General features: G+C 68.9%; 13 protein-coding genes and 1 tRNA gene. 3 read left to right on the top strand and 11 right to left on the bottom strand.

Annotated features, from left to right (window positions below; genetic code table 11):
• Positions 1 to 107: 107 nt before the first annotated feature.
• The 9 genes from rplL to ACQUQD_RS24085 form a co-directional block, all read right to left on the bottom strand.
• Positions 108 to 497, bottom strand: a complete 390-nt coding sequence (rplL, locus tag ACQUQD_RS24125) for a 50S ribosomal protein L7/L12 (RefSeq protein ID WP_428954223.1) — start codon at positions 495 to 497, stop codon at positions 108 to 110.
• 113 nt (positions 498 to 610) lie between these two features.
• A complete protein-coding gene (gene rplJ, locus ACQUQD_RS24120) occupies positions 611 to 1,141 on the bottom strand; it encodes a 50S ribosomal protein L10 (protein WP_428954222.1) in 531 nt (176 codons plus the stop codon).
• 265 nt (positions 1,142 to 1,406) lie between these two features.
• Positions 1,407 to 2,360 (bottom strand): hypothetical protein, encoded by a 954-nt coding sequence (locus ACQUQD_RS24115; protein ID WP_428954221.1) that lies wholly within the window; start codon positions 2,358 to 2,360, stop codon positions 1,407 to 1,409.
• A 71-nt stretch (positions 2,361 to 2,431) separates the two neighbouring features.
• Positions 2,432 to 3,115 carry a hypothetical protein gene (locus tag ACQUQD_RS24110; protein ID WP_428954220.1) on the bottom strand — a complete coding sequence of 228 codons (684 nt, stop codon included), beginning with the start codon at positions 3,113 to 3,115 and terminating at the stop codon, positions 2,432 to 2,434.
• Positions 3,116 to 3,244: 129 nt separating this feature from the next.
• Positions 3,245 to 3,976 carry a 50S ribosomal protein L1 gene (gene rplA / locus ACQUQD_RS24105; protein ID WP_428954219.1) on the bottom strand — a complete coding sequence of 244 codons (732 nt, stop codon included), beginning with the start codon at positions 3,974 to 3,976 and terminating at the stop codon, positions 3,245 to 3,247.
• A 77-nt stretch (positions 3,977 to 4,053) separates the two neighbouring features.
• Positions 4,054 to 4,488 (bottom strand): 50S ribosomal protein L11, encoded by a 435-nt coding sequence (rplK, locus tag ACQUQD_RS24100; RefSeq protein WP_016645192.1) that lies wholly within the window; start codon positions 4,486 to 4,488, stop codon positions 4,054 to 4,056.
• Between the two features lie 198 nt (positions 4,489 to 4,686).
• Entirely contained in the window at positions 4,687 to 5,553 is an 867-nt protein-coding gene (nusG, locus tag ACQUQD_RS24095; protein WP_428954218.1) for a transcription termination/antitermination protein NusG, read from the bottom strand.
• Between the two features lie 77 nt (positions 5,554 to 5,630).
• Positions 5,631 to 5,918 (bottom strand): preprotein translocase subunit SecE, encoded by a 288-nt coding sequence (gene secE / locus ACQUQD_RS24090; protein WP_428954217.1) that lies wholly within the window; start codon positions 5,916 to 5,918, stop codon positions 5,631 to 5,633.
• 108 nt (positions 5,919 to 6,026) lie between these two features.
• Positions 6,027 to 6,099, bottom strand: a tRNA-Trp gene (locus ACQUQD_RS24085).
• A gap of 31 nt (positions 6,100 to 6,130) precedes the next feature.
• Between ACQUQD_RS24085 and ACQUQD_RS24080 the strand changes: the two genes are divergently transcribed.
• Entirely contained in the window at positions 6,131 to 7,549 is a 1,419-nt protein-coding gene (locus tag ACQUQD_RS24080) for a pyridoxal phosphate-dependent aminotransferase (RefSeq protein WP_428954216.1), read from the top strand.
• 124 nt (positions 7,550 to 7,673) lie between these two features.
• Positions 7,674 to 8,696: an adenosine deaminase gene (locus ACQUQD_RS24075; protein ID WP_428954215.1), complete on the top strand. Its 1,023-nt coding sequence runs from the start codon at positions 7,674 to 7,676 to the stop codon at positions 8,694 to 8,696.
• Positions 8,697 to 8,700: 4 nt separating this feature from the next.
• On the opposite strand, the gene ACQUQD_RS24070 is transcribed toward ACQUQD_RS24075, so the two are convergent.
• Entirely contained in the window at positions 8,701 to 9,306 is a 606-nt protein-coding gene (locus ACQUQD_RS24070) for a TetR/AcrR family transcriptional regulator (RefSeq protein ID WP_428954214.1), read from the bottom strand.
• A 108-nt stretch (positions 9,307 to 9,414) separates the two neighbouring features.
• Here ACQUQD_RS24070 and ACQUQD_RS24065 point away from each other — a divergent pair, with 108 nt between their 5' ends.
• Positions 9,415 to 10,047 carry an NAD(P)-dependent oxidoreductase gene (locus ACQUQD_RS24065; RefSeq protein ID WP_428954213.1) on the top strand — a complete coding sequence of 211 codons (633 nt, stop codon included), beginning with the start codon at positions 9,415 to 9,417 and terminating at the stop codon, positions 10,045 to 10,047.
• On the opposite strand, the gene ACQUQD_RS24060 is transcribed toward ACQUQD_RS24065, so the two are convergent.
• Complete coding sequence (locus tag ACQUQD_RS24060) at positions 10,044 to 11,441, bottom strand: tetratricopeptide repeat protein (RefSeq protein ID WP_428954212.1); 1,398 nt, start codon at positions 11,439 to 11,441, stop codon at positions 10,044 to 10,046. The two genes, ACQUQD_RS24065 and ACQUQD_RS24060, sit on opposite strands and share 4 nt — an antisense overlap.
• Positions 11,442 to 11,445 lie beyond the last annotated feature (4 nt).

Below are 11,445 nucleotides of genomic sequence, written 5' to 3'. Positions count from 1 at the left end.
GAACGCCGAAGGGCGACCACCCAGTTGGGTGATCGCCCTTCGGTACGTCAGCGTTACAGCCCCCGGGGGAGCAGTTTCACCGAAGAAGAGTCAGCAGACTCGCGAGGTCACTTGACCTCGACGGAGGCGCCGGCGCCCTCGAGGGCCTCCTTGGCCTTCTCCGCGGCGTCCTTGGCGACCTTCTCGAGGACCGGCTTCGGGGTGCCGTCGACGAGGTCCTTGGCCTCCTTCAGACCCAGGGAGGTCAGCTCACGCACGACCTTGATGACCTGGATCTTCTTCTCGCCGGCGCCGGTGAGGATGACGTCGAACTCGTCCTGCTCCTCGGCGGCCTCAGCGGCACCGGCGCCACCAGCGGCACCCGGGGCGGCAACGGCGACGGCCGCGGCGGCGGTGACGTCGAACTTCTCCTCGAAGGCCTTCACGAACTCGGAGAGCTCGATGAGGGTCATCTCCTCGAACTGGGCGAGCAGGTCTTCCTGGCTGAGCTTCGCCATGATGGGCGATCCTTCCACTAATTCGGCTGGTGCCGGATGTACATGTGAGGCGGGCGTACGTTCGGCCCGCTACGACCTCCGCCTATGCGGCGAGGGTCAATGCGCGAGCCGAATTACTCGGCACCGCCCTGCTCGGCCTGCTTGGCACGAAGCGCCTCCGCGGTGCGGACGAACTTCGAGGGCAGCGCCTGGAAGAGCTGAGCAGCCTGGGACTGCTTGCCCTTGAAGGCACCGGCCAGCTTGCTGAGCAGAACCTCGCGGGACTCGAGGTCCGCAAGCTTCTTGATCTCGTCGGCGGACAGCGCCTTGCCGTCAAGGACACCGCCCTTGATGACGAGGTTGGGGTTGTCCTTGGCGAAGTCACGAAGACCCTTCGCCGACTCCACCGGGTCACCGGTGACGAAGGCAACCGCCGTCGGACCCGTGAAGAGGTCGTCCAGCGTGTTGATCCCGGCCTCGTTGGCCGCGATCTTGGTCAGCGTGTTCTTCACCACGGCGTACTCGGAGTTCTCACCGAGGGAGCGGCGCAGCTGCTTGAGCTGGGCCACGGTGAGACCCCGGTACTCGGTCAGCACGGCGGCGTTCGAGCTGCGGAACTTGTCCGTGAGCTCGGCTACCGCGGCAGCCTTGTCGGGCGTCGGCATAGAGCGTCGGCCTCCTTCCGGGTGATGAGGACCGCTCAGAAGGAGACTGGGAAAACGAAACGCCCCGGCGCAGGCGCACGGGGCGTGAGCTCGACCAGAATCCTGAACGGAGTCCGGGAGCACTTCCACAGTCACCTGCGCGGGTCGTCCGCAGTTACAGCGGATCCTTCGGCCACCGAACCCTCTTGCGAGCGCACGGCAACGACCAGCGGTCTTTGGCTTCTGTGGAAGGTTACGTGAAAGGTCCGGCGTCGAGCAAATCCGCTCAGACGCTGCCGTCCAGACCGGTGTCGGACGAGCCGGTGCCCGAGCCGGAGCCCGCCGCGGCGCCGATCTTCTTCAGCATGTCCATGAGGTCGAAGGTCTGACCGGCGGGCGGCACGTCGACCTTCACCGCGGCCCCGTAGTCGGAGTACCGCATCGACATGTCGACGGCGCCCTGGGAGCTGTCCATGGTGACGTCCATACGGACCGGCAGGTCGTCCTCGTTGACCCACAGCTCGGTGTCGTAGTCCTTGATGCCGGCCTTCTTGACGTTCTTCAGGAGCTCGCCGCGCTCGGACTTGCTGAGGAGCTTCAGCGAGTCGTTCTTCGCCATCATCTCGTCGACGGTCAGCTTGCCCTTGTAGTGCTGGGTCTTCGCGCCGTCGATCTCGGCGGAGCCGACGTGCTTGAGGTTCGGCGAGTCGAGCAGGAGGGCGATCTGCTGGGCCGGGTCCTGGTTCATGCTGTCGAGGCTGCCGGTCATCTGGCGCGTGAGCTTCTCGTCGCCGGACTGCTTCGCGACGGCGCCCAGGTCCATCTTCATCCAGCGCTTGCCGTCCATGTCCTTGGCCGCCGCGGCGCCCATGTCCATGTACATCACGTTGTCCTGCCAGACCATGCGGACGCTCTCGGGGGCGTCCGGGCCGCCGGCCGTGAGCGCGGAGCCGGTCATCGTCATATCCATGACGGTCGGGTCCCAGCCCATGGTGCCGGACATCTTCATGGTGCCGCCGGCGCCGAGTGCGGCCGGGGTCTTCATCGTCATCTCGACCTTGGCGGACTTGGCCTCCGCGGTCTTCTTGAACGCGGCCGTCAGCACCTGCGTCATCTGCGAGTGGGACTGCACCTGCTCGCTGCCGGCCTTGTCCGATCCACTCCCGCAGGCCACGGCCCCGGTACACAGCAGCGCGGTCGCGGCGGCTGCACCGACCGTGCGTCGTACGACAACAGTCATCTCGATCCCACCCCTTGGAACACGTGTACTAGGCGCACCATATCGGACGCCTCGGACAACGGGCCCGATTATCAACCGTCCCCCGTCACGTCCTCGAAGTCGACAGTGTCGTGCGTGGGCGGGCGCTCGGCGGCGGCCGAGGTGCCGTAGTCGCGGTAGTGGACGGTGCTGGTGAAGTCGCCCGCGCGCTGGGTGCGCCGCACCAGAAGGTGGCGGGCGTCGATCCAGACGTCGATGTGCTGCCCGTCGGAGGTGCCCCGGTAGTGGCTGGCCCGGGTGCCGCGCACGGTCTCCTCCCCCACCCTGCGGACGTCCTCCGCCGCGACGAGCGCCTTGAGGGAGTCGACCGGGGTGAGGTCGGTGCCGGCGTCGTACGGGTGCCGGATCCAGTGCCGGCCGCCCTGCCGCGCGGCGAACGCGTCGGTCATCCGCGTGTAGTAGGCGTCCGGCAGAAAGCGGGTCTGGGACGGGTCACCGCCCAACTTGCGGGTGGCGGAGGCCAGTTCACCGCCGGTGACGCGCACCGTGAGCGTGCCCTCGACGCCGTCGGACCAGCTGAGCGTGCCCGCGCTGCGGGAGGCGAGCCGGTCGCCGGTGCCCATCGTCGCGTCCACCCGCGCCGAGCCAGCGGCGGCGACCTTGTGCTGGGCGGTGCGCAGCGCGTCGACGGCGCCCGGGTCCCTGGTCCGCCCGTCGCAGGCCACGAGCAGCGCGCACGCCGCCGTGACGCCCAGGACGTGTCGTACGTACGTCATCCGCTCCCCCCGGTAGGTCACGGCGACGCTAGCGCAGGGCCGAGCCCGTACGAGGCGGAAAAGAGGAACGGGCCCCGCACCTCGGAAGGTGCGGGGCCCGTCGCCGACTTCAGCGAGCTAGGTAGCAGCTCAGACCGCGGCCGGGTCCTCCTCGACGAGGAGGTTGCGAGTGCGGTTCGGGTCGACCGGAACGCCGGGGCCGATCGTGGTGCTGATCGCGGCCTTCTTGATGTAGCGACCCTTGGCGGCGGACGGCTTCAGGCGGAGGATCTCCTCCAGGGCCGCGCCGTAGTTCTCCACCAGCTGGGTGTCGTCGAAGGACGCCTTGCCGATGATGAAGTGCAGGTTCGAGTGCTTGTCGACGCGGAACTCGATCTTGCCGCCCTTGATCTCGTTCACGGCCTTGGCCACGTCCGGGGTCACGGTGCCGGTCTTCGGGTTCGGCATGAGGCCACGGGGACCGAGCACGCGGCCGAGGCGGCCGACCTTGCCCATGAGGTCCGGGGTGGCGACGACGGCGTCGAACTCGTTCAGGCGGTTGCCCTTGGAGATCTCGTCGATGAGCTCGTCGGAGCCGACGATGTCGGCGCCAGCGGCTTCCGCGGCCGCAGCACGGTCACCGGTCGCGAAGACCAGGACCCGGGCGGTCTTGCCGGTGCCGTGCGGGAGGTTCACGGTGCCACGGACCATCTGGTCGGCCTTGCGCGGGTCAACGCCCAGGCGGAAGGCGACCTCGACGGTGCCGTCGAACTTCGACGCGGAGGTCTCCTTGGCGAGACGGACGGCCTCGAGCGGGGCGTAGAGCTTGTCCCGGTCGATCTTGGCGTCCGCAGCGCGGAGAGTCTTGCTGCGCTTGCTCACTACTGCTCCTGTGTGTTCTGAGGAGTCGTGGTCCGGGCCGAGCAGGCCCTTCCACGGTCTTTCCTACGGGGGTGAGGTCAGCCCTCGACCGTGATGCCCATGGAACGGGCGGTGCCGGCGATGATCTTGGACGCGGCGTCCAGGTCATTGGCGTTGAGGTCGGGCATCTTCGTGGTGGCGATCTCGCGGACCTGCGCCTCGGTGATCTTGGCGACCTTGGTCTTGTGCGGCTCGCCGGAGCCCTTCTCGACACCAGCGGCCTTGAGGATCATCTTCGCGGCCGGCGGGGTCTTGGTGATGAAGGTGAAGGAGCGGTCCTCGTAGACCGTGATCTCCACCGGGATGACCCAACCGCGCTGCGACTCGGTCGCGGCGTTGTAGGCCTTGCAGAACTCCATGATGTTGACGCCGTGCTGGCCCAGCGCGGGGCCGACCGGCGGAGCCGGGTTGGCGGCGCCGGCCTGGATCTGGAGCTTGATGAGCCCCGTGACCTTCTTCTTCTTGGGAGGCATGTGCTCTCTCTCCGGGTCTTAGTGAGAGTGTTCAGCCGCCACCCGTGCACGATGATCGTCCAGATCATCCGGATGGAGGCATACCGCACAACGATAACGGGTATCCATGCGCGGCTAAAAACCGAGCAGGTCAGACAGGCTTTTGAGAGCCCATCTGACCTGTTCGGAAGCTATGTGCCCAGAAGCTGCTAGGAGGTACTAGTTCTTCTGGATCTGGTCGAAGCTCAGCTCGACCGGGGTCTCGCGGCCGAAGATCTCGACGAGGCCCTTGACCTTCTTCGAGTCGGCGTTGATCTCGTTGATCGTGGCCTGCAGCGTCGCGAACGGGCCGTCGGTGACGGTGACCGAGTCGCCGACCTCGAAGTCCAGGACCTGGACCTCGACCTTGCGGGCCGGAGCCGGCTTGCCCTCGGCCTCGGCGGCCTCACGGGCGGCCTTCTCCTCGGCCTCCGGGGCGAGCATCTTGACGATCTCGTCCAGGGTCAGCGGGTACGGGTCGTAGGCGTTGCCCACGAAGCCGGTGACGCCGGGGGTGTTGCGGACGACGCCCCAGGACTCGTTCGTCAGATCCATGCGGACGAGAACGTAGCCGGGCAGCTTGTTCTGCCGGACGTTCTTGCGCTCGCCGTTCTTGATCTGGACGATCTCTTCCTCGGGGACCTCGGCCTGGTAGATGAACTCCTCGACGTTCAGCGAGACGGCACGCTGCTCGAGGTTGGCCTTCACGCGCTTCTCGTAGCCCGCGTACGTGTGGATGACGTACCACTCGCCGGGCAGGCCGCGCAGCTCGTCGCGGAGAGCAGTGATCGGGTCGACCTGCTCCTCGACGGCCTCTTCCGCCTCGACCTCGGCCTCGGCCTCGACGGCCTCGTCCTCGGCGTCGTCCACGTCGTTGCCGCCATCGGCCTCGACCTCGAGGGCCGCCTCTTCGGCGGGCTCACCGGCGGCGATGTCGGCAGCCTCGGCCTGGTCCGGGTCCTCGGCGTCCGCCGCCTCGACGATGTCGAGCTGGTCCTCCACGGACTCCGCCGACTCGATGGCGTCGTTCAGGTTCGGGTCAGACACGGTGGCTGCTTCTTCCTGGATACAAGGGGGTGGAACACGCGAAAGGGACGCCGGATACGGCGCCCTCCGCTTTCGGCTCAGCCGAAGATGTACTTGATGAGGTGGTTGAAGCCATAGTCAATCACGGTGACCAGACCGATCATGATGACAACGAACACGATCACCACTGTGGTGTACGTGGTGAGCTGGTTGCGAGTCGGCCAGACGACCTTGCGGAGCTCCGCGACGATCTGGCGGTAGAAGAGAGCGAGGCGGCCGAAGGGACCCTTCTTGCCGCGCTTGCCGCCCTTGCGGGCCTTCTTCTTGGACTCCGGCGCCTCATCCTGGGCATCAGGCATGTCGATGGAGCCCACGGCGTCCGTCACTCGTCCTCACCTGAATTCCGGGTCGTGGCCGTGCCGCGCCCGGTTGAGCCGCACGGCGGTGCATTGCAGTACGTACATGCGCACACATCCTGGCGAAGGTGTGTGTAGCAGGGCCGGAGGGACTTGAACCCCCAACCGCTGGTTTTGGAGACCAGTGCTCTACCAATTGAGCTACGACCCTTTGTTTCCCCCAACGTACCGCATCCGCCCAGATGCACGGAGTGCGCTTGGAAGGAGCGGCCGGTGAAGGCCAACGAGCAGTGAGTGTACGTGCTTCGCGGCCCTCCGTCGAACAGATCGGGATCTCCAGTGGATCAACAACGGATCGGACGGTCTTGGAAACCCGTGTGCCGGGCGGGTTTCGGGTCTGGAACGATGGGGTTATGAGCGCTGCAACTCCTTCCCCGTCCTCTGGCTCCTCCCCCACGGAGCGCCGGGTCTCGGCCCGCATCGGCTCCATCTCCGAGTCCGCGACCCTCGCCGTCGACGCCAAGGCCAAGGCCCTGAAGGCCGCCGGGCGTCCGGTGATCGGCTTCGGCGCCGGTGAGCCCGACTTCCCGACGCCCGACTATGTGGTCGAGGCGGCCATCGAGGCCTGCAAGAACCCGAAGTTCCACCGCTACACGCCGGCCGGCGGTCTTCCCGAGCTGAAGGCCGCGATCGCCGCGAAGACGCTGCGCGACTCCGGCTACGAGGTCGACGCCTCGCAGATCCTGGTGACGAACGGCGGCAAGCAGGCCATCTACGAGGCGTTCGCCGCGATCCTCGACCCGGGCGACGAGGTCATCGTCCCGGCGCCGTACTGGACCACGTACCCGGAGTCGATCCGTCTCGCGGGCGGCGTGCCGGTGGAGGTCGTGGCCGACGAGACCACGGGATACCGCGTCTCCGTCGAGCAGTTGGAGGCCGCGCGCACCGAGCGCACGAAGGTCGTCCTGTTCGTGTCGCCGTCGAACCCGACGGGCGCCGTGTACAGCGAGGCCGACGCCGAGGCCATCGGCCGCTGGGCCGTGGAGCACGGTCTGTGGGTCATGACGGACGAAATCTACGAGCACCTCGTCTACGGGGACGCGAAGTTCACGTCGCTGCCGGCGATCCTTCCCGAGCTGCGCGACAAGTGCATCGTGGTCAACGGTGTCGCGAAGACGTACGCGATGACCGGCTGGCGCGTGGGGTGGATCATCGGCCCGAAGGACATCGTGAAGGCCGCGACGAACCTGCAGTCGCACGCCACCTCGAACGTCTCCAACGTGGCGCAGGCGGCCGCGCTCGCCGCCGTGTCCGGCGATCTGACCGCCGTGGAGAAGATGCGCGAGGCCTTCGACCGGCGTCGTAAGACGATCGTGCGGATGCTCAACGAGATCGACGGCGTCGTCTGCCCGGAGCCGGAGGGCGCCTTCTACGCGTACCCGTCCGTGAAGGGGCTGCTCGGCAAGGAGATCCGCGGCAAGCGTCCGCAGGACTCCGTCGAGCTGGCCGCGCTCATCCTCGAAGAGGCCGAGGTCGCGGTCGTTCCCGGTGAGGCGTTCGGTACGCCGGGTTATCTGCGGCTTTCGTACGCGCTGGGTGACGAGGACCTGGTCGAGGGTGTCTCGCGCATCCAGAAGCTGCTGGCCGAGGCGCAGGACTGACGTTCTACGCGTCCTTGTGGGCGGGCCGTCTCCTTACGGAGGCGGCCCGTTTCTTCGTTCGGGCGAGACCCCGAAGGTGGAAAGCCGCTACCGGTACTACAGGTGTGTGCGGCAGGATCTTTGGATGGAGCGTGGAGGACGTGATGTACGTCAGTTGCCGAAAGCCCATCTGCACCTGCATTTCACCGGGTCGATGCGGCCCACGACGCTGCTCGAACTGGCCGACAAGTACGGCGTGCGGCTGCCCGATGCGCTGACCAGCGCCGAGCCGCCGAAACTGCGGGCCACGGACGAGCGCGGCTGGTTCCGTTTCCAGCGGCTCTACGATGCGGCGCGTTCCTGCCTGCGGGAGCCCGAGGACATCCAGCGGCTGGTGCGGGAGGCCGCGGAGGAGGACCTCGCGGACGGGTCCGGCTGGCTGGAGATCCAGGTCGACCCGACGTCGTACGCACCCCGCCTCGGCGGTCTGATCGCGGCCATGGAGGTCATCCTCGACGCCGTCGACAGCGCCTCGCGGGACACGGGGCTCGGGATGCGCGTGCTGGTCGCCGCCAACCGCATGAAGCATCCGCTGGACGCCCGGACGCTCGCGCGGCTCGCGGTGCGGTACGCGGACCGGGGCATCGTCGGGTTCGGGCTCTCCAACGACGAGCGGCGCGGGATGGCGCGGGACTTCGACCGGGCCTTCCACATCGCGCGGGAGGGCGGGCTGCTGTCCGCGCCGCACGGCGGCGAGCTCACCGGCCCGGCCTCGGTACGGGACTGCCTCGACGACCTGGACGCCACCCGGATCGGGCACGGGGTGCGGGCCGCCGAGGATCCCCGGCTCCTGAAGCGGCTCGCGGACCGGGGCGTGACGTGCGAGGTGTGCCCGGCCTCGAACGTGGCGCTCGGTGTCTACGAGAAGCCCGAGGACGTGCCGCTGCGCACGCTCTTCGAGGCCGGGGTGCCGATGGCGCTGGGCGCCGACGACCCGCTCCTGTTCGGCTCGCGCCTGGCCGCCCAGTACGACATCGCGCGCCGCCATCACGACTTCTCGGACGCCGAACTGGCCGAACTGGCCCGTCAGTCCGTACGCGGCTCGGCCGCCCCGGAAGGCGTCAAGGAGAAGCTTCTGAACGGGGTGCAGGAGTGGCTGGCCGCCTGATCCGTCAGGCGATGCCGGCGAGGAGGGTGCGCGCGACGCGGGCCGCGAAATCGTCCAGCGACTGCGGCGGCCGGCCTTCGGGGGACATGTCGTAGGCGAAGGCGCGCTGCGCGCAGGCACCCAGGAGGAGAGAGGCGGCCGCGTACGTGTCGGCGGACCGGCTGATGCGGCCCGCCTTCTGTTCGGCCCGCAAGTAGGTGTCCAGTCCCTGGATCGGCCGGTGCGGTCCGGTGCCCATCTCGCGCATGACCTCTTCGTGGCGGCGCTTGAGCTGGGGCTCCGCATACAGGGATGCGGCCATCGGGAACGTCTGCTCGTAGAAGAGGGCTGCTTCACGGGCGATGTCGGTGAGGTTCTCCTCGACCGTGCGGTCGGGGTTTCCCGCGCCTTCTGTGAGCAGGCGGCCGAGGAGTGAACCCAGCTTCGGGAGGCGCTCGTTGAGCACCGTCACGAAGAGTTCCTCTTTGTTGGCGAAGTACTTGTAGAGCGCCGCTTCGGAGCAATCCGCCGCTTTGGCGATCTGCTTGGTGGTGGTGCGGGCGAGACCGATGTTCAGCATGAGGTCGTGGGCGGCATCGACGATGCGGACCCGGGCCGGTTTCTGGTCCATGCAGGCTCCAACCAAGCTTGACGCAGGGGTGAGTACTCACTCACCCTAAGGGCAAGCAGGGGTGAGTGAGTACTCACCCACCATGAGATGCGCATCTGGAGGTACGCCATGAAGCTCACGGTTTTCGGCGCGACCGGCGGCATCGGACAGGAGATCGTCAAGCAGTCTCTGGCGGCCGGGCACGAGGTCACGGCGGTGGTGCGGGACCCGGCGCGGTTCGCGGTCACCGGCGAGCGCCTGGAGGTGTTCCGCGGCGATCTCACGGACCCCGGGTCGCTGCGTGCGGCGGTCACGGGCCGCGACGCGGTGCTCTCCGGCCTCGGCCCGCGCAAGCGCTCCGACGCGGGGATCGCGACGGAGCTGACGCGGTCGGTCCTGAAGGCGATGGAGGCGGAGGGAGTGCGCCGGCTCGTCGTGGTCAGCGCGGGCCCGGTCGGCCCGGAGCCCGCGGACTCGCCGCTGCCCGACCGCGTGATGCTGAAGATGATCGGCTCGATCCTCAAGGGCGTCTACGCCGATCTGGCCGCCATGGAGGACGAGTTGGCGCGCAGCGCGACGGACTGGACCTCGGTGCGCCCGCCGCGCCTGCAGGACAAGCCGCTGTCGGGCTCGTACCGGCGGGTCGTGGGCGGCTTCCCGCGCTCGGGCCGCTTCATAGGCCGCGCGGACGTGGCGCACGCGATGCTGGCGGCGGTGGACGACCCGGCGACGGTGAAGCAGGGGATCGGGGTGGCCTACTAGACGGCCCCGGGCGTGGCGGGGCGCAGGGTCGCCCGGCGCAGTTCCCGTGCGGCCTTCGCGAACGCCTCGTGGCCGACGGGGCCACCGCCCGTCATCACGACGCCGACGCTGCCCTTGTCGATCCAGGCGCAGGCCGTCACCGTGGTGGCGAACTGCTGGTAGGCCATGCACTCCAGCCGCCCTCCGAACGCCCCGGGGTCGGCCGCCCAACGGGACTCCACGGTGCTGCCCGCTTCCTCCACCGCCTCCCGCATGCCCGCATACAGGTCGTCGGGCTCCTCGGCGTGGAGGTCGCCGGTGGCCCCGTAGATCGCGACGGCGAAGCCGGAATCCTCGTCCCTGTAGATGCCCGAAAACGCCTCGGCGCCCCTGGGCAGCGAAAGGGACGACAAGTAGGAGTCGAGGTAGTCGCCGATGGGGTTCTCGGTCGCCAGCGGCATCCCACGGAAGGACTGCGGTACGGCGGCCGCGTAGTGCGGGTAGTCGGTGGCCCGCGTGTACTGCCACCCGAGGGACGCGGTGAACGACCCCGCCACGACGACGAGCGCGAGGAGCAGTGCCGCCCGCTCGCGCGGTGTCGGCAGCGGAACGTCGGGCGCGCCGGGGGCGGGCAGCGCGTACCCGGCGGGGACGCGTTGTTCCGCGCGCCGGCGCGCACCCCGCAGGACGGACTGTTCCCGCAGGACGGGGATCAGCGCCAGGAACGCCCACAGGCAGTGGTACCCGGGCAGGGCCAGGGCGGGTACGGCGAGCAGCCAGGCCCCGACCAGGGTGCACAGCACGAGAGCGGTCCGGTAGGGCGCGCGCAGCGTCACGCAGACGAGGCCCTCCGACGACAGCGCGTCGAGCGTCTCCGCGCGCACCACGAGGCGCCGGTCGTGCGGCCACGCCTCGGCCGCCTCCCGGGCCCGGGAGGCCGCGTCGCGGAGGTCCGTGCCGCCGGTCAGGGCCACTCTGGCGTCGTGCCGCTGGACGTGCGCCATGGACGGTTGCCGGGATCCCGGACCGCGCCCGCTCTCGATCCCCAGTGCCTGCGGCGACCCCGGGGCCAGCTCGCGCAGCCGGTCCGCCGCCTGCCGCCCTCGCGCCCGGCGCCCCGGCTGCTCCATGACGTCCCCGGCGAGGCCGAACTCGGCGTACGCGGCGAGCAGGTCGAGGTCGTCGGGGAAGGCGTCGAGCCCGGCCCGGTAGGCGCGCTCCGCCGCGGCGTCGTGGCCGTCGTCGTCCTCGGCCACGTGGGCGCGGCCGAGGACCGCGTAGAGGCCCGCGTGCGGCCCGTGCGCGTCGAGCCCCGCCTGCGCCTCGTCGCGCGCCTGCCGCAACTCCCCCGCGCTCAGCAGCGATTGCGCGCGTTCGTACGCGGGCAGCACGGACTGCCCGTCGTTCTCCTGCATCTGT

It is taken from the genome of Streptomyces sp. cg35, from assembly GCF_050410835.1.
Taxonomy (GTDB): domain Bacteria; phylum Actinomycetota; class Actinomycetes; order Streptomycetales; family Streptomycetaceae; genus Streptomyces.
This window is presented reverse-complemented; position numbering and strand designations above follow the sequence as displayed.